The organism is Serratia oryzae (assembly GCF_001976145.1).
GTDB lineage: Bacteria > Pseudomonadota > Gammaproteobacteria > Enterobacterales > Enterobacteriaceae > Chania > Chania oryzae.
On sequence record NZ_MOXD01000024.1, the window covers coordinates 1 to 16657 of the forward strand.

Sequence of the window (16657 nt, forward strand, 5' to 3'; positions counted from 1 at the left end):
CAGGGAAGAGACATCGTGGTATTCCAATACCCGATTATTTTCACAGGAATACAGTGAGAAAGACTGGTCGGGTGTTATTGCCCGCCTGCAGCGTGCCTTGTTGGCGTTGCTTAATGCTTAGTTTTATGCGTGGACTGTGCTGAATCAAAGAGAATGGGGCACACGCGTATTGTGAAGATGCTCAATAGATAATTGCACAACCATGCTCTCAATTGCGTACTCATTTTTTACTGCGCTTTCATGAAATCACGTGAGACTATATAAAAACAAAAATCCACGCAACTGCGTGGATTTTATAAGGTTTATTGGCCTTTATGACTCGTCATGAGATGCTATGCGACGAGCAAAACCATTTAGACGTTGATTCGTGATTTTTTGTTTATTATATTGATATTTAATGTTTTTATTTTTATTATTTATTTTTGTACTCATGCCTGTACTCACTTTGGTTGATGCTGTTAACTGAGGTTAGTTATCACAGCTCCAACCAGCTCTTGTTCATCCTGATAGGGGGGCGTTATTTCTTTTATTTATCAATGCATTGCTCTGGAAGGACTGTCAAATACTTAATAAGTAGCAAGTGTAGTTGTAAGCATATCTTCAGGACTATATCTGACAGATAGATTTTTGCTAGACGCGGACATTTCTAACACCATTGATATGTCAATCGATGGAGAGTAGGCCAGATTAACTTCAATGACCAGAAGGCAAAGATTTCTGATGAATGTTAGCCAAAGAAGGGAGAGGTAATGTCAGAGATTAATTCACACGATCTTGTACATACCTTCCCCCAAGGTCGGGAAACGCTCTATCGCTTGGTTTGGCGCGAACCTGCAGAGCGTATAATCTCCCATTGATTGACATCGATACTCACGCAAGTACTGCACTACCTAAATAGGCAGTCTATCGCTAATATTCTGTAACATATCAATTGAATGTAGTATCATCATCTCATAAGACAAATTCGTTTTAAAACGGTTGCTTATTGTGATTATTACTTTTGGAAGGTAATAGCAATGTGCGAAAGGATGCTTCAAAAAGATCATTATTCTGAATGGGTTATCCGTAATAGCCTGTACTGGATGACTCCGCTTACTCAATGGAAACTTTGTGAGGATATATCTTCCTGGATAATCTCTTTTGAAAGCGATAGTCCCGAATGCCTCTATGAATTTGAGAGGCTATTGAATGATTATACTTTGCGAGAAAAGCTACAACATAAAACAGGGACATTGAGAGATTCTATTGTCCATAAAGTGCTTCGCAGTATCGATGAAAGGCTTTCGTAATGGAATTGATGCCTTTCAATTTTGACAGATTGCCTAATGGGCAGGTATTTATAAGCAATCTCGCTGGCTTTCATCACTTCATTAATGAACAAGACCTGCTTGATCTTTCTGATGAGCAAATTAGTGCGGAGCAATTAAACGCACTAGAAAGCAGGCTTTTTATAACCAACGAAAGCTTATCTGCCACAACCCCCTATGCTTTAAGTGCCGCTTTTGCAAAACGGTTGATGAATGAATTGGCGGTCAGGCCAATTTTCATGATTGTACCCACTCTACGTTGCGACCATACCTGCAAGTATTGTCAGGTCAGTAGAGCTTCCGTGAATTCCTCAGGTTATGATCTAAATCCTGCTCTCATCCCTGATATCATTTCGACTATCAAAAAACTATCAACGCCACCTTACAAGATAGAGATACAGGGTGGAGAGCCACTCCTGCGGTTCGATTTAATTAAGTCCATTTATGAGCAGTGTGCTGAAACGCTGGGAAGCACCGATTTTGAGATGGTGGTAGCATCCAGCCTGTCTGTCTTGAATGAGGATATGCTTGAATGGTCGAGAGATAGGAACATAACGTTCTCTGTTTCGCTTGATGGTGAGGAAGTTGTTCACAATAGTAATCGAATTCTTGGTCATGGGCTTGCCCACAGTAGAACAGTGTCAGGGGTAGAGGCTATCAAACGGTCTTTAGGCGTTGGTCGCGTTGCAACGGTTACCACAGTTACTAAAGATCTTATCAGGCACCCTAAATCGATTGTTCAGGCTCATTTGTCTCTTGGCCTCAAGGATATGTTTATCCGACCTGTTAGTCCCTATGGGTTTGCACAAAAAGCATCGTTCACCTTTTCTATGGACGAATACTTCGGTTTCTATGCTTCTTTGATAGATGAAATCCTTAAGAGCAATAATGAAGGGATAAGGGTTGTGGAACATTCTGCGTCCATTCATCTGAAAAGAATCTTCAATCCCGGCTTTAGTGGTTATGCGGACTTAAAGTCTCCAAGTGGGGTCGTACTAAACAGTATTCTTTTCAATTATGACGGCCGAGTATATGGTAGCGATGAGAGCCGTATGTTGCAGAAGGTAAATCCTAAAACGGAGTTCAGTGCGGGGGAGGTTAAGACGCTATCATTTTCCACTAGTCCTTACTATAACGCAGTATTGAGTTCATCGTTCAATTTTGCTCTGCCAGGTTGTGATACATGCGCATATCAACCATTTTGCGGTGCAGACCCATGCCAGAACATAAGTGTACAGGGTGAGCCTGTAGGTGATAGGAGTCGGTCAACGTTTTGTCAGTATCACAAAGGTATGTTCAGGTATCTGATGAACTGTATCTCAGAAGGTGGTCCGAAGGCTGAGATGCTAAAAGGATGGGCATATGTCTGAGGTTATCAGGAACGATATCTTTCATTTTGCTTCTAAAGAGAATGTGCCCACGGGTTTCTATCGATTATGCAAACAAAAACCAGTTAACCCTTTATTCTTTTTGCCCAATTTGCTGGTGGTTACTGAAAGCAATGATGAGGCCATTCTACCATGCTTTGATTACTCTATTATTAGCACTGCATTATTTGAGTCAATTGAAGATGGGGATATTGGGATAATAAAAAATGGCAATATGATACGCGTTATTCTGTCCCGCAGAGCCAATCATAATACTGTCTTAGTTACGGAGCGCTGTAATAATCTGTGCCTGTTTTGCTCCCAGCCACCAAAGAAAGCAAATGATGACTGGCTGCTTACCCAATCAGCTCTTGCTATAGCTTCATTTGGTTTGAATGGAGTTATTGGGGTCAGTGGAGGTGAACCTCTGCTGTATGGAGATGATTTTCTACACTTCATTGATTTTATCATCGAGAACTCGCCAGATACTGCTTTGCATATTTTAACAAATGGACGCAAATTTGCTGATACGAACTTTACTCAGGAAATGGCAAAGCGAAGCAAAAAGATCACCTTTGGTATCCCGCTCTACTCATCAAGAGCACTTGTGCATGATCATCTGGTAGGGAGTGATGGCGCATTTAATGAAACGGTTAGGGGTTTAATTAATGCAGGAAACTTAGGGATCAATATCGAACTTAGAGTTATTCCGACACTGGCTAACTATACAGAATTGGATGAAATTGTAGAGTTCGTTGGCCGTGTGTTCTCCAACATCAATCAGATTTCCCTTATGGGATTGGAATCTATTGGGTGGGCACGAAAAAACTGGTCATCAATCTTCATTGAGCACGGCAGCTATAGTGAGAAAATTATCTCTGCAATAGACACGGCACAAAGGTCAGGCATACCCCTAACTATTTTTAATTATCCTTTGTGTCATCTTCCTGAAAGAGCCTGGGAGCTAGCTGTTCAGTCGATCTCTGATTGGAAAAATTACTATCCAAAAGAATGTGATGAATGCACTCAGAAGTCTTCCTGTGCTGGTTATTTCAGTTCATCAAAAGGCAGTTTTCATCAACCACCGAGACCAATTTTATGAAAAAATTTAATTTTGCTGCTCTACTTCCGGGATTTTTGGCCCTCAATAATTATGTATGGGCAAGTGATTCATCTACCGGGGCGAGTGATTTGCCTGGTATGACTCTTAATGAACATGATTTAGTGGTAGCTCCACTTAACACGGAGGTGCCTTTCTACATTGCAGGGCATCGTAGTCATAGCTCCCATCGGAGTCATAGTTCTCACAGATCTTCATCAGGTGGTGGGTACTATGGTGGCAGCACTCCTTATTATCCAAAAACATACAGCTCACCAAGCTCATCTGGTTCTTCCAGCTCAGGGACCAGTTCCACATCGTCTTCTCCCTCTGTGCGTTCGCTTCGTTCTAACGACAATAACAACTCCACTACTACGAATTCTGTTGGAACTACAGAGGCTAACCGTGCAAGTAATGAGCTTACTTCTGGTAAAGAGAAGCGTAAGCGCTTAATCATGCGGGTTCAATTCGCATTGCTGGACAAGGGATATTACAATGGGAATATTGACGGCATAATGGGACCTTCTACAAGGCAGTCTATAAAAAATTATCGCATTGCGAATGGACTACCAACGCCTACAACTGAAACACTTGATACTCAATTATTGAATTCATTAAATATTCTGGCCCGTTAAAGAGTTTAGGGGGGATTGAAATGAAGATTAAACTCTCGATATATAAAGCAAAAAGATTCAATGATGACATTGATAAGGTTTTGAATTTGGAGAGAGTTATAAATCCGATTGAGTTTGATATGGATGAGGCAAGGGTATATTTATATGCAAAACAATTCTTAGACCCAAAACCACCTGAATGGACAACTTTATTTACAAGCCAAAAGCCTGATTTAGATCATGATTTCTTCGGGAAAAATAGTAGCACTGGGGCAGTCTTAGTTGTTGAAGTGAATAACTCAAGGTATCTCATTCCTTTTGGGACAGGGCATCACTTAATTAACGATAATAGTATTGTCAAAGGTTTTGGTCTTAAAGCTACACTTAATTGTATAGAGCATAACAAAATCCGTAGTTTGGATAAAGGTAGCCATAATGAAACAAATCTATTAACTCGTAGTCAAAGTAGTAAAGAGGTAGATATTTATAACCTTAAAATAGATTCCGAGATGGATATTCTTACAACTCTTACGGGGACTTCCACTGAAGATATTTTAGGTAATAAAATTACTGGTAAAGATGCGTTTGTAATCATGCCGGATATTGACCTGAAATCCATCCCGAAGTTGTTAAATAAAATAGAGTCCATTTATTCTCAGCCTCTCCCAGAAGAGTTTGAATGGGTTAATAATATAAAAGAAGCTGATGAAGCAGAAGTTGAGATACTTGACTCTATTCTGATCGATTTAATAAAAGCGAAAGATTTTAATGAGATATGGCTAGGTGAGCCTGAAATTGTAGATTGGGAGAATCAGATAGGTTATTGTTTTGAGAAGCGGCAAAGAAGCATGATTTATGAAAGCTTGTCGGTTAATCATATTTGTGAATATTTTGATAGTAAAAAAATTGAAATAACTGTAAGTGATCTCAAAGGAAGTAGTCTGCATGTTTTAGATGCAGATTATCAGTCTTTAAAGAAATGGTCTCTTTACAGATGTCTATATGCTGAGATAAAGGAAGGTGATCAAAATTATATCTTAAGAGACTCAATTTGGTATGTGGCTGATAGAAAGTTTGTTTCTACCATTGACAATGAAATGAAACGAATTAAGCCCTATGAGGAAGCTGACAAATTTCCAATTTATTCATGTAAAAGAGAAGAACAGTACAATAAAGAAATTTGTCTCGCTGATAAAAGTTTTACTCATATGGATCAAAAATTCATATATCATGGCGGTGGGAAAAGTAAAATTGAATTTTGCGATATTATTAGAGGTGCATCTGATTTTATTCATGTGAAATATTATAGCGGAGCACAAAGCATGAGCCATCTTTTTTCGCAAGGATTTATAGGATCTGAACTTTTCATAAGTGATTCTGAATTTCGAGGGAAGCTTAATGAAAAATTTCCAGCTCATATTAAATTAGCTGATCATACATTAAGGCCAGAGGCTCAGAAATATAAAATAGTTTTTGCTATTGCCACAAACAAAAACCTCCCTGATGACTTACCACTGTTTTCTAAGATCAACTTGAAGAATTTTAACAAAACTATTTCTAATTTCGGATACGAAGTTAGAATCTGCAAAATAGATGTAGATCCCACTATTTATAAAAAGAAAATTTGTAAGCCAAAAAAGATTAAATCTTAATTTATCGATGTTAGAGATTTTTTTGTCAGATCATTAAGATGCTCACTAAAGAGCAAGTTCCTTTTCTATGAGGGGAGACGGCGGCCATCGACTTTCAGATAGAAAAAATTCAGCGGAGTGGTGCTGAATAGAACCTGTAAGTACTGAGTGGTTAAACAGTTTGTTTTTATGCACACTATTGCTTTCAATGTGGCCTAATTGGTATGATACCATGAAATGTTAATCCTCCAAAACGAAAAAGCATACCTATATAAAAGAAGGTGGTGTTTTAGTTAAGTTTGATAATTGGGACAAGGTTTACTCTAACGCTAACTAAGTTGTAGATATCGATTCGAAAGGTTAGCATCTAAAAGAGTTTTTTGGCTTCTATAAAAATAAATGAACCTTCAAGAGCCTGCGGCCTGAAAGGTTGCAATGCAGGTCATAATAGTTCGTATTGAAGAGGACTTAGAAACGTGAATTGGTCACAGTAGTAATAATTAATTGATATTGGTTACATTCAAGTAAAGGGGGTAATCCTCTTGTCTGATTGTGGTTTGAATTTCTCTGCTGACTATAAATAGTGATATCACAATGAACACACTAAGCACTAATTTCCCAAGCGTCTTTAAACTCTGTGTGGTTATTTTTCCAAACGCAGTTGCATTTTACACGGTAGTTCACCGGAAGATGATTCTACATTATCCAGTATTGTGATGATAATTGCCCGGTATTCGCCTGATAAACTCGATTGAACGTAGATAGTGTTATCTATTGATAGTTCTTCCTGGAGTTTATCTTCGGAGTAAAATAGCTAGTACAAAACGGTAGTTATAATGATGAAGAGGATGCTCGGTATGGTGATAATTGTATTTTTCATGTAGCGGTTCCTTTTGGGTTAAAGCATGAATTATACACCCAAAAGGAAACCCTGGTGTTGGTGCTAATAATTACAAGCCAAATACGTTAATGTAGAACTGCCCGTTATTATCGTCTGTTTTCTGGATATTATAGGTTATCGGCAAATCCTTGGTGCTTGGAAGGTTTAATTTGTCATCAAACATAGTCATTTGCAGAGTGGCAGCACAGTGATAAACGTCTAGTGACGAGTCATGTTTAACGGTTCTGATATTGGTCACCTTCAACATAAGACTGTCCGCATGCTTAGGCAGCATGCCTGCCATTTGTGAGTTCCTAAGTTGATCGAATTGTTTCTTTATCTCCTTTTGGGCAATGTCAACGACCAGGGTTTTAGCATCCTCACTGTTGCATTTTGGCGTGCTGGAGTCACACGCTGATAACAGTACAGCGATAATACCGATAGCGATAATTTTACGGTTCATTGTGATATCCTTATAAAGCATCGATATATTGCTCAAAGACAATCCCAATAAAAGCCAATACATCAACGATTACCGAGAGACTCACAATAACCAGCGCTGTAATCCCCCAGAATTTATTGGTGCTATTAAGCGTATTCTTGATAGCAATCAACGCAGTAATCCCTACATAAAGCGATGCGGCATTTAGGAAGAGGATGTGAAAGCGGCGCTCAGTAAAGAATAACAGGACATTGATAACCAGCATGATGAGGAACCAATAGCCCCAAAAGGTTTTCTTGAGGCCCAAATCGCCCTTTAATAATTGCTGTTTCCCTTCTTCCTGCATGGCTTGATTCTTGTTGTAAGCTGATTTGATTTTATTAAAAAGTGACACGGCATATCCTTATTCAATAAGTGAATGGTTGAGTTTAATACTTTCTAGAATTCGTCTTGCCCGGTTATACCCAATTCTGAAATGATGCTGCACGGTTTTGATATCATTCTTCAATTCGCCACGCGTAATCAGTTTCTTTGTTTGGTGATAAAGTGGGTCTACAGGCGTTTCTTTCTTTAATTCAAATGGCATGCTTCCTCTTAAAAATTAATAGGGGGCTGTGTAGTAATGAATTACACACTGGTATTAAAAAATGTGCTTATTGATAGACGCCAGACAGTGAGTTCCCGGTGTTCATGCCACAATAGCTATTGCATTCCTCGTTGGCATTGACCTTCACACGATTCTGCCCCCACGTTAGGGTAATCAGGCAGTGGTTTTCATTTCGCCATTCAAGGGTCGTGTGTTGCGGCGTATCGGCAATGGCGGTTGCAATTCCTTCCACCTCACACACATGCATACCCACATTGGTATTTATCAAGAATGTTGCCTGCTGGCCATTACCCGGTATTGCTGATAACCGGATTTCACCATTGGCTTTCTGGTAGATAAACGTATTCCCCTCTCTTTCCGCCGCGATGGCTGCATGGCAACACAACCCCACCAGTAATGTGATAACACACTTTTTCATTGCCTATTCCTTGTCAATTGATACGGATATTTTTAACGACTCCCGGTGAGGGCCAAGCACGGAAAGCCTTTATCTGGACGCTGAGGGACACTACATCAGCAAAGTACCCTAACAGGTAGCAACGCACCAAAGGAAGTAGTTCCTTTTCATTGCGTTCATTCAACCTCAGGGTTTTGACAAGCTCCAGCCGATACAGGGAATGTAAAAAGTATTCAACACTTTCCACAACCGAGGTAACGGTGGTCGCCATCACTGCTATTCCTTGCTTCGGGTATGAATTGACGGTGCCTTGTTAAGGTAGCGGCTCGGCCATAACTGTTCAGGTGTCATCCCCAATACCCCGGCTATCAGGCGTTCTGCCTTGGGGTAGTGCTGGCTGAATGCATTATTGAGGGTACGTGGAGCCAATCCCTGGTCACGGGATAGCTGTGCCAGACTGACTCCCCGTTTGTGCAAGGCCGCCACAATGTCAGCACGATGCCAATCCTCGAGACTTCCCTTGGTTCGTTTTTTTTGCGATGCTACGTGGTTATTCACAGTGCTCACTCCTTTGTATCAGTACAGTGATATTAAATGCGAACAAAGTGAACAAATCAAGTTCTCTTTATGGGTTTATTTTGCCTTTTCTATTAACGCATTGATATCTGGAATAAAGTTTATGAACAACAGTTTGACGCAACAGAATCCCCTGGATGATGAACAATGGCTCTCAGCATTGGAGTTTGTCGGTAAGCCGGGAATGCCGAGCACCGCAAAAGGTTGCCGTTTACGGCTGGAGAAATTGGCAGCACTGCACCCTGACATCAAGAGAAAGAGAACTGGGTATAAGGGCTTTGAGTACCATATCCGCGCAGCGGGAATGTCATTGCAGAGTGAGCGGGTAGAGCGACAACAGAAAACTCAGCCTGTTTCTCCGTATGGGTCGGATGAACAACTGAATCTCTGGGTGCAACTGTTCAAGACCATGAAACCGCACTCACGTGACAGACTGTTAAAGCAGGCATTGGAGCAGGTGGCGGATGATTTGGCATTAACCCACCAGGTTTCCCCTGACGTAGTGGCATTGGCTCGCCGCTTGATGGAGCTGTCGGAAGCACAACGCCAGCAGCTTCTGGATTCCCTGTCAGAGTAATCTCTGGTCTGAAAAGCACGTTCAGGCCAGCCCTCATCGCATTCGAGAGCATTATCCAATTCAGCGTATGTGGTTAAAACATTCGCCAAGGACTTTGCGGGTAATAAAGTTCCCTCGTGTAAAACGAATGCCGGTCGATGTATGGGCTTCACACTGAACATCCCGTCAAAATACTGTGACCTATGCAATAAGGCATGGGTCATACTTTAATAGCTCCCTCCCCAATAGGGCTATCAAAGCGCCATAAATAGCTCTTTTGCCACATTAACAATCCAATATTGATAATAAGAACCATTTGCATTTAATGTGTGTTTTGCTATAATGATTACACTGGCATAACGTGTATTTGCAGTCACTCCATTATGCCAATGCATTAATCATCACGCTGCTTATCCCTATTTCTCTTGTCACAAGAGAAGGGTGCATTACTTACGCCTGCACTCAGGGAAATGGATGAGCAATAATAACAAAATACCATGAGGGTGAATTATTGGGACTACGTAGAGAGCATCGTGCATTTCAGCAAGGTGACCTGGATTGTCTGTGTGGTGCGTACAGTATTGTGAATGCCATGACCTATCTTTTTGATGGACGAATAAAACGCAAGCCACTATTACGGACACTGTTAATGCAATATTCCACACAGTGGCCCTTGAATGAATGGTTGACGCAGGGAATTGATGAAATAAGAATGGCGCATGTAATTGAAACAGTATTAATGACGGGCTATTACCGAAAGACATTTCCTGTCAACGTCACACGCCCCTTTCATCAGCGACGAATAAAAGTAACCCGAATGGTGCAGGAAATGCACACCTTTCTGGAAAGTAATAAAGACTTTAGCCGCGTTATTTTATTCAGCAATCAATATCACTGGTCAGTTATCAAATCAATGGATGAACATTATATGTATTATCTGGACAGTTCAGGCGTGCAACGGGAGAAGATAAAATCCTACGCCCTTTATCCTGATGAAAGCCGCTACCAGTTTTATCGTGATGCCCTCTACTTTATTGAACGTGAATTTTAAGTGAGCCAATCATGAATGCGTTATTATCCCACGCTGAAACCTCTCATCAGCCAAGCAAACTCGGGTCACCCGATGACATACTTCAACAGGCTGAGCGCATTATTGAGCAACGCTTTAGCCAGCGACAGATATTCTCCACTTCCCACGAAACACGCCAATATGTCGTTTTCAAGTTGGCGCTGCTGGAGCATGAAGTTTTCAGCATCTTGTTGCTGGATAACCAACACCGCCTGTTAGGCTACGAACAACTTTTCCGGGGTTCACTGCGAGAAGTCAGCGTCTATCCCCGCGAAGTGGTGAAACTGAGTCTCCGCTATAACGCTGCCGCTCTCATCCTGGTGCATAACCATCCCAGCGGGGACACCGAACCCAGCACGGCAGACTGCCATATCACGCAACGCCTCAAAGCTGCCCTAGACCTTATTGATGTTCGCGTACTTGACCACGTGATTGTGGCCGGTAACCAGACCACCTCACTGGCCGAGCGTGGCTTGCTCTGAGTAATTAGTTACTTGGTTTAATACACATTATTCATACCCACAGCGATTTCTTTAACTGAGAAAGGAGTACGTATGCACCAAAATCACACTATCGACCAAGCGGGCTTTATTCTTCCGGTCAGCCAGTCATTCACGCAACTGTTGTTCAACGCATTATCCGCTGCCCCGGACATGCCCCCATCAACTCGGGCGGTGACGCTCAATTTCCGTGACCCGCATTACAGCAGTGAGCGCGGGGGTTACCACCCGGTAGAAATACGGCTGATAAGACACAACGAAGGCTGGCGTTTCGACTATGTGACGGATTTTGGCTTTGTCGGCACGGTGTACCCGGAGTTGGAGAAGATACTGGATTTTAGCTGGACGCAACGTTACGTGTTTGAGAGCCGAATGGGTGACCTGACGCAGGCAGAGGGAAGGGAGCTGTACTCGCTATGGCAGCACAACTTTGTGTGCTATTGGCAGATGGACGCTTACACCACGACCGTATCGTGGGAGATCTGACGCTACTGCGGTAGCGAGAGGGTAACCCATGGCGGAGAAGAGGATGCTGCCTGGGTTATCCCATCACACCACTAACTTTGTCCAATATTGAGAATGCCATGTCCAACGCGCCAACGCTTACTCCACTTCCCCGATCAGCAGCGAAAACGTGTGCCTATGATGCCTACACTCACAGTTTATCGGTTGCCGGGCGCAAAGGTATCATCAGTCTGCTGAAGCGCAGTGCCACTATATTGGGCAAGTATGCTGAAGCCAGCACTTATCCTTGGGAAACGCTTTGCTATGCCGATGTGATGCGCGTGCGTGCCACGTTGTTAGATGAAGGCTATGCGGTTTCTTCGGTCAATATGGCTTTGTCGGCATTACGCTCGATCGCGCAAACGGCTTTCAACTTGCAGCAAATGGAGGCGGAGACGTTGGCTCGCATCAAGGCGGTCAAGCGTGTACAAGGAGATTCGGTGCGGAAAGGGCGCGCATTAAGTCGTTTGGAAATTCGTTCACTCCTGAAAGTGGCTAAAAGTCACTGCTCGCCGGTTCGTCGATGCCGTGACGCTGCAATTTTACTGACGCTGTGCGGGACGGGATTACGAGCGGGTGAACTGGTAGCCTTGAAGATGGATGACTATATAAAGGACGAGGGGAAAGTGATTGTTCGGCAAGGGAAGGGGCGGAAATACCGTGAAATCCACGTGGCTCCTGCTGTGGCCAAAGCGCTGTCAGCATGGCTAGCCGCTAAAGGTGAGGGGAATGCCCTGTTCACCAAAGTGAGTCGTTCCGGTCAACCGGCAGCCGGTGCATTAACCACCGCAGGTCTGACGGCGATACTGGAACAGCTAAGAACTGGTGCCAATGTGGCTGAGTTTACGCCTCACGATTTGCGCAGGACGTTCATCACGCAGTTGCTGGATCAGGGCATCGATATCAACACCGTGCGCCAACTGGCGGGCCATAGTGATATCACCACGACAGCCCGTTACGATCACCGGGGAGACAATGCCAAAGTCATGGCTTCTCAAGGCTTGAAATGTTGGTAGATATCAGGTGCCAACTAATTTATATCACGTAGGTCTGCATTCAGTGTTTCAAGGTTCAGTAAATCTTCAACATCTCTATCAACCCATGGGCGTTTTTGGTTGCTATTTAGTATGTTAGGAGGGGGACAGCCATTTGTACTAAGCTTTCTCCTTATTTCAGCAGTGCTATAACCACTAGCCTTTAAAAATTTCGCAGCTTGATGCAGGTCGTACAGTTCTTGGCTTCTAGCATTTCGTGCAGGAAGAATATCATCCCGTGTACCCTCCCCTTTATTGATATATGCAAATTTATAGGTTCTGTTTATGCAGTAGCTGATGACTCGGCTAAGAGAGTCGATATCCTTTCGCCCTTCGATATTTAGTGGTTTGCCATGTTGCCTTTCATAAATGTCAGCAAGTCTCTCGTAGACGTCTCTTCCTAAGTAAATCTTTGTTCTAGTGAAACCGGTTTCACTGTACTTTTTCTGTGCTGCGGCTTTGTTATCCCTGTCTCTCTGGAGCTTTCTCTTTTTCTTTTCAATGTCACTAGATTTATATACTGATTTTTTACTCTCATTAACCTCTATGCTTCTTTCTTTATCTGTTTTGTTCATTTTTTGACCTTTATTTTGGTTGTTTTATGCTCATTTTTTTGACGAATTTCTAGCAAAAAGTGAAAATCTTGAGAAGCGGCTCTCGATTCTTAACTATCGCCTTTTTAGACGAGAAAATCCACCTTATAGCCACTTTTCGAGAGCCGCTTCTATGGGGAGGGCGCTATTTCAGATCTGATATGATTTCTCCATCAGTTAACGGGAGGGAAAATATGAAAGAAAGCAAATTATTAAAAATTAAAGAAGTCCTAAAACGCTGTGCCATCTCAAGGGCAACCTTATACAGACTTATCGAAGCTAAACGTTTCCCAGAGCAGGTTTCATTAACGGGTAATCGCGCTGTTGCCTGGAGAGAGGAAGACATACAACGTTGGATTGAAGAGCGGCCTACTCTTAATAAGTAAGGAATTGAATGAAGAAAAACCGAATAATGCCACTGGCAAAGCTTGGCAATCAACTTGAGGAGTTAGCCAAGACAATACCGAAATTTGAGACAGTAAAGGAGGTACGTGCCGAGAGGCTTATAAGAGAGAAGGCATTGCAGAAACGTAAAGACAAAATCTACCAAGCCTTGTTTAATAAATTATGGGAATGCGAACCATGTTATCCTTGTGGGAGTGCTGCATGTCCTGAATGTTTCAGACACCATAGACTCATAATGATCAAGGAGGTACTTAAGTTATGTAAGAAGAGAAAGAAATGGCGAGGTTTAACTTTAATCTTCTATCAAGATGCAATCAGTGATGATGAATTACTTGAATGGAGACCAGACGCTTTAAAAGCACGACTCCGGCGCTGGCTAAAAGAAAGTGGCTTTGAAGGAATGATAATCGGTGGATTCGAAATGGATTTCCATACGGGAATTCAAAAATGGTTGCCACACTTTCACTTGATTATTCCAAATGATAAAGAGGCCATAAAGAAACTACGCATTAAGATGAAAAATAAAAGGAACATGAATGCCCGCAAGGGTGTGGTCAACCGCCCAATGCTATCAAGTGAATTGAAGGTGCCTGAACGTCAGATAAGCTATCGCTTTAAAGCTATTTGGTGGCGCGTTGAATCTATTGAATATAATGATGTGTATATGCTGGATAACAAAGAGAGAAAAAGAAAACGATGGACTAAAAAGTATAGATTATTAAGCAAGCAACATACTGACTCTCTGATTATGTTAGATGCAATCGGAATGGCCGGATTAACCTTTATGTATAAAGTAAGGAGATATGGTGACCATTTGTTAATGAGCTAAGATGCAATAACCCTCTAAAGACAGTAATAACCGTTCTTCGGACGCGTTAAACCTACTGTTTGATTGAAATAGCTATACAACACTACTCAGATTAACTGCGTAGATAACCTGTCATGCACTTATGAAATTAAAAGTGATTGAGTGAGTGCATGATTACCTAACAATACAGGAACTAATAATGAAAATAGTAAAAAAGAAATCAACTGAAGAAGAACAAATGCTTTATGTTAATTTGTTGGCAAAGACAAGAATGTTATCCACATCAGATCAGGCTTTTCGTCAAGTTAAAGTTTATAGCGAGAATAGTGGTAAGCCTATCCATATCCTTATTCCATCATTCGCATTAGCAAATAAAGGTGAAGTTAAGAAAATTATGCTCAACGCTGGGCATCGCGCGGATATGTCGAAAGAGTACTGGGATACGGTATATGAGGAAGTCACTAAACAAACTGAACGCTTCATACTTTTACGTAATAAACCTGGTTTTTGTGGTGATGTTTATTTGCGCACTAATGATAAAGTGATCGGTGAGGTTAAGGGTGATAAACCTGTGTTACATCCTAAAGCTAAAAATCATTTGCCCATCGAAGTAAAACAAGGAACTCTGAAGGAATGGAAGGATAACGTAGCGCTACTGGCATTAAATAGCTCTCGTATTATGCTGGCTCTCTGTAGCGCATTTTCGGGATTCTTACTTAAATTGTTGGATATGGAAGGAGGGGGATTCCATCTATGGGGGACAAGTAGTATGGGGAAGAGTTCGTCTGCTTATGTTCTTGCTTCTGTTGCAGGTAAACCAAAATCAATTTTTATTCTATGGAACAATACAGACAAAGGTCTTGAAGAAATTGCAGTAGCTCATAATGACAGTACGTTAATCCTGGATGAAAGTAAGCTGTTGGGTAACGATCCAATTTTAGTTGCAAAAATAATCGCAAACCGTGTTTATCTATTGTCTGGTGGCAAAGGTAAAGTGCGTGCGTCAGTTTACGAAAATAAAGCGGCCGAGTGGTTGGTAGTTGTTATCAGTACGGGAGAACTCAGCCTCGCCCAACACGCTGAGGATGGTAAGATTGAGCGCATGGAAGGGGAAAATGTGCGCATGATCGATGTTCCTGCCTACGCAGGTTGTGATATGGGCGTCTTTGAGTCATTGCCACAAGGTGTCAGTTCCAGTAATGAGCTTGCGCATATCGTTAAGGAGGTCACTAACCGCTATTATGGATCAGCGAAACCTGCATTCCTGAAACGTCTGGTTGCTGATATTCAGGATGACCGTGAGGAGCTTAAAGCTTATTTAGAAAAAGGTATCGAATTCTTTCTGAAAAAACATGGGATAAACCGTAACTCTGGTATTGATGTGCGTATCGCCAAACGATTTGCTCTAGCTTACGTCAGTGGTTGCTTGGCTATCCAATACGGTATCCTGCCTTTTGAGAAGCATGATGTAATGCAGGGGATTTCAAAATGTTACTTGGATTCACTAAATGAGCCATGCTCGCCTGCACCAACGATTCATAATATTTTACCGAAGCGTATCATTGACATTTTACAATTTGAAGGGATCATAGACTTAACAAAATCTGGTGGTTTATCAATTAATGATATCAAGCAGAACCCTGTTGTTATTTGCACGGTTAAAGGTAAAAAAGTGATTGCAGTTGATAAAAGCACCGTACATGATTGCATGAGCCTTTCAGCACGTAATATTCTGCTAAGCAAGTTGACGAGTAATGGTATCATGTTAGCTGACAGTCAGAAGAATTATAGCACGGTTCAGATTCGCTATGAGGGAAAGTTAATTGATCGTCGTTATTGCTTTGTTCATGACAAATTGGACGATTTATTGATTAACGAGTAAGACTACCGCTTGATGGAGTAGATTTCTACTCCATCATTTTTTGCTCTGTTTTTAAAGTAAAACAATAACCTCTTATTTCACTATAGATAAGAATTCACATATCAAAAAAACAATCTTCGTCAAGTAACGAAGTTGATGTTTTTTGTACTGGGCCGCACATCCTGACCTGAGAGTCAGCGTTGATACTAATCGCCAACTGTCTGCCTGTAGCGACCTGACGTAGAAAACCGCCCAATTTGCAATCAACGGCGGTTCCCGAATAAAACTAAGCATTAAGCAACACCAACAAGGCACGCTGCAGGCGGGCAATAACACCCGACCAGTCTTTCTCATTGTATTCCTGTGAAAATAATCGGGTATTGGAATACCACGATGTCTCTTCCCTT

General features: G+C 41.8%; 19 protein-coding genes and 1 pseudogene. 13 read left to right on the forward strand and 7 right to left on the reverse strand.

Annotated features, from left to right (window positions below; translation table 11 throughout):
* The first annotated feature begins 1016 nt into the window (after positions 1–1016).
* The 5 genes from hxsD to BMI79_RS22410 are packed head-to-tail and all read left to right on the forward strand — an operon-like array spanning position 1017 to position 6039.
* Positions 1017–1289, forward strand: coding sequence for a His-Xaa-Ser system protein HxsD (gene hxsD, locus BMI79_RS22390; protein WP_076944354.1), 273 nt, complete (start codon positions 1017–1019; stop codon positions 1287–1289).
* Positions 1289–2677, forward strand: a complete 1389-nt coding sequence (gene hxsB, locus BMI79_RS22395; RefSeq protein WP_076944355.1) for a His-Xaa-Ser system radical SAM maturase HxsB — start codon at positions 1289–1291, stop codon at positions 2675–2677. The genes hxsD and hxsB overlap by 1 nt, the downstream gene beginning before the upstream one ends.
* On the forward strand, positions 2670–3776 hold the full coding sequence (gene hxsC / locus BMI79_RS22400) for a His-Xaa-Ser system radical SAM maturase HxsC (RefSeq protein ID WP_076944356.1): 1107 nt from the start codon (positions 2670–2672) through the stop codon (positions 3774–3776). Before hxsB ends, hxsC begins: the two co-directional genes overlap by 8 nt.
* Complete coding sequence (hxsA, locus tag BMI79_RS22405; protein ID WP_076944357.1) at positions 3773–4408, forward strand: His-Xaa-Ser repeat protein HxsA; 636 nt, start codon at positions 3773–3775, stop codon at positions 4406–4408. Before hxsC ends, hxsA begins: the two co-directional genes overlap by 4 nt.
* 20 nt (positions 4409–4428) lie before the next feature.
* On the forward strand, positions 4429–6039 hold the full coding sequence (locus tag BMI79_RS22410; protein ID WP_076944358.1) for a TIGR04141 family sporadically distributed protein: 1611 nt from the start codon (positions 4429–4431) through the stop codon (positions 6037–6039).
* A 929-nt stretch (positions 6040–6968) separates the two neighbouring features.
* Here the strand turns inward: BMI79_RS22410 and BMI79_RS22415 are convergent.
* The 6 genes and pseudogenes from BMI79_RS22415 to BMI79_RS22440 all read right to left on the reverse strand — a co-directional run bounded on the left by BMI79_RS22415 (position 6969) and on the right by BMI79_RS22440 (position 8902).
* Positions 6969–7361, reverse strand: coding sequence for a hypothetical protein (locus BMI79_RS22415; protein WP_076944359.1), 393 nt, complete (start codon positions 7359–7361; stop codon positions 6969–6971).
* Between the two features lie 10 nt (positions 7362–7371).
* On the reverse strand, positions 7372–7734 hold the full coding sequence (locus BMI79_RS22420) for a hypothetical protein (protein ID WP_076944360.1): 363 nt from the start codon (positions 7732–7734) through the stop codon (positions 7372–7374).
* 9 nt (positions 7735–7743) lie between these two features.
* A complete protein-coding gene (locus BMI79_RS22425; RefSeq protein WP_076944361.1) occupies positions 7744–7926 on the reverse strand; it encodes a DNA translocase FtsK in 183 nt (60 codons plus the stop codon).
* A gap of 67 nt (positions 7927–7993) precedes the next feature.
* A complete protein-coding gene (locus BMI79_RS22430; protein WP_076944362.1) occupies positions 7994–8365 on the reverse strand; it encodes a hypothetical protein in 372 nt (123 codons plus the stop codon).
* A 67-nt stretch (positions 8366–8432) separates the two neighbouring features.
* Positions 8433–8615, reverse strand: a pseudogene (locus BMI79_RS22435) (hypothetical protein); the annotation flags it as partial.
* A 5-nt stretch (positions 8616–8620) separates the two neighbouring features.
* Positions 8621–8902 (reverse strand): helix-turn-helix domain-containing protein, encoded by a 282-nt coding sequence (locus BMI79_RS22440; RefSeq protein WP_076944363.1) that lies wholly within the window; start codon positions 8900–8902, stop codon positions 8621–8623.
* Positions 8903–9023: 121 nt separating this feature from the next.
* On the opposite strand from BMI79_RS22440, the gene BMI79_RS22445 reads away from it, so the two are divergent.
* The 5 genes from BMI79_RS22445 to BMI79_RS22465 all read left to right on the forward strand — a co-directional run bounded on the left by BMI79_RS22445 (position 9024) and on the right by BMI79_RS22465 (position 12565).
* Positions 9024–9497 (forward strand): hypothetical protein, encoded by a 474-nt coding sequence (locus tag BMI79_RS22445; protein ID WP_244157371.1) that lies wholly within the window; start codon positions 9024–9026, stop codon positions 9495–9497.
* A gap of 628 nt (positions 9498–10125) precedes the next feature.
* Positions 10126–10527: a hypothetical protein gene (locus BMI79_RS23690; RefSeq protein WP_125828874.1), complete on the forward strand. Its 402-nt coding sequence runs from the start codon at positions 10126–10128 to the stop codon at positions 10525–10527.
* An 11-nt stretch (positions 10528–10538) separates the two neighbouring features.
* Positions 10539–11027 (forward strand): RadC family protein, encoded by a 489-nt coding sequence (gene radC, locus BMI79_RS22455; RefSeq protein WP_076944365.1) that lies wholly within the window; start codon positions 10539–10541, stop codon positions 11025–11027.
* A 72-nt stretch (positions 11028–11099) separates the two neighbouring features.
* On the forward strand, positions 11100–11531 hold the full coding sequence (locus tag BMI79_RS22460; RefSeq protein WP_076944366.1) for a DUF2787 family protein: 432 nt from the start codon (positions 11100–11102) through the stop codon (positions 11529–11531).
* A gap of 98 nt (positions 11532–11629) precedes the next feature.
* Positions 11630–12565 carry a tyrosine-type recombinase/integrase gene (locus tag BMI79_RS22465; RefSeq protein ID WP_076944367.1) on the forward strand — a complete coding sequence of 312 codons (936 nt, stop codon included), beginning with the start codon at positions 11630–11632 and terminating at the stop codon, positions 12563–12565.
* A gap of 14 nt (positions 12566–12579) precedes the next feature.
* Here BMI79_RS22465 and BMI79_RS22470 read toward each other — a convergent pair whose 3' ends face one another.
* The gene (locus BMI79_RS22470) at positions 12580–13158 is read right to left on the reverse strand and encodes a hypothetical protein (RefSeq protein ID WP_076944368.1); all 579 of its coding nucleotides are present in this window, start codon (positions 13156–13158) and stop codon (positions 12580–12582) included.
* A 212-nt stretch (positions 13159–13370) separates the two neighbouring features.
* Here BMI79_RS22470 and BMI79_RS22475 point away from each other — a divergent pair, with 212 nt between their 5' ends.
* From BMI79_RS22475 to BMI79_RS22485, 3 genes are all read left to right on the forward strand, one after another.
* Complete coding sequence (locus BMI79_RS22475; protein ID WP_076944369.1) at positions 13371–13562, forward strand: helix-turn-helix transcriptional regulator; 192 nt, start codon at positions 13371–13373, stop codon at positions 13560–13562.
* Between the two features lie 8 nt (positions 13563–13570).
* The gene (locus BMI79_RS22480; protein WP_076944370.1) at positions 13571–14410 is read left to right on the forward strand and encodes a hypothetical protein; all 840 of its coding nucleotides are present in this window, start codon (positions 13571–13573) and stop codon (positions 14408–14410) included.
* 178 nt (positions 14411–14588) lie between these two features.
* Positions 14589–16271 carry a DUF927 domain-containing protein gene (locus tag BMI79_RS22485; protein ID WP_076944371.1) on the forward strand — a complete coding sequence of 561 codons (1683 nt, stop codon included), beginning with the start codon at positions 14589–14591 and terminating at the stop codon, positions 16269–16271.
* The last annotated feature ends 386 nt before the right edge of the window (positions 16272–16657 follow it).

Excerpts from the sequence above, each read along its gene's own strand:
- BMI79_RS22425 (WP_076944361.1), bottom strand. The coding sequence starts at position 7,926 with ATGCCATTTGAATTAAAGAAAGAAACGCCTGTAGACCCACTTTATCAC.
- BMI79_RS22465 (WP_076944367.1), top strand. The coding sequence starts at position 11,630 with ATGTCCAACGCGCCAACGCTTACTCCACTTCCCCGATCAGCAGCGAAA.
- BMI79_RS22445 (WP_244157371.1), top strand. The coding sequence starts at position 9,024 with ATGAACAACAGTTTGACGCAACAGAATCCCCTGGATGATGAACAATGG.
- hxsB (WP_076944355.1), top strand. The coding sequence starts at position 1,289 with ATGGAATTGATGCCTTTCAATTTTGACAGATTGCCTAATGGGCAGGTA.
- hxsD (WP_076944354.1), top strand. The coding sequence starts at position 1,017 with ATGTGCGAAAGGATGCTTCAAAAAGATCATTATTCTGAATGGGTTATC.
- BMI79_RS22430 (WP_076944362.1), bottom strand. The coding sequence starts at position 8,365 with ATGAAAAAGTGTGTTATCACATTACTGGTGGGGTTGTGTTGCCATGCA.
- BMI79_RS22460 (WP_076944366.1), top strand. The coding sequence starts at position 11,100 with ATGCACCAAAATCACACTATCGACCAAGCGGGCTTTATTCTTCCGGTC.
- BMI79_RS22410 (WP_076944358.1), top strand. The coding sequence starts at position 4,429 with ATGAAGATTAAACTCTCGATATATAAAGCAAAAAGATTCAATGATGAC.
- BMI79_RS22475 (WP_076944369.1), top strand. The coding sequence starts at position 13,371 with ATGAAAGAAAGCAAATTATTAAAAATTAAAGAAGTCCTAAAACGCTGT.
- hxsC (WP_076944356.1), top strand. The coding sequence starts at position 2,670 with ATGTCTGAGGTTATCAGGAACGATATCTTTCATTTTGCTTCTAAAGAG.
- BMI79_RS22485 (WP_076944371.1), top strand. The coding sequence starts at position 14,589 with ATGAAAATAGTAAAAAAGAAATCAACTGAAGAAGAACAAATGCTTTAT.
- BMI79_RS22470 (WP_076944368.1), bottom strand. The coding sequence starts at position 13,158 with ATGAACAAAACAGATAAAGAAAGAAGCATAGAGGTTAATGAGAGTAAA.
- radC (WP_076944365.1), top strand. The coding sequence starts at position 10,539 with ATGAATGCGTTATTATCCCACGCTGAAACCTCTCATCAGCCAAGCAAA.
- BMI79_RS22480 (WP_076944370.1), top strand. The coding sequence starts at position 13,571 with ATGAAGAAAAACCGAATAATGCCACTGGCAAAGCTTGGCAATCAACTT.
- BMI79_RS23690 (WP_125828874.1), top strand. The coding sequence starts at position 10,126 with ATGCAATATTCCACACAGTGGCCCTTGAATGAATGGTTGACGCAGGGA.
- BMI79_RS22415 (WP_076944359.1), bottom strand. The coding sequence starts at position 7,361 with ATGAACCGTAAAATTATCGCTATCGGTATTATCGCTGTACTGTTATCA.
- hxsA (WP_076944357.1), top strand. The coding sequence starts at position 3,773 with ATGAAAAAATTTAATTTTGCTGCTCTACTTCCGGGATTTTTGGCCCTC.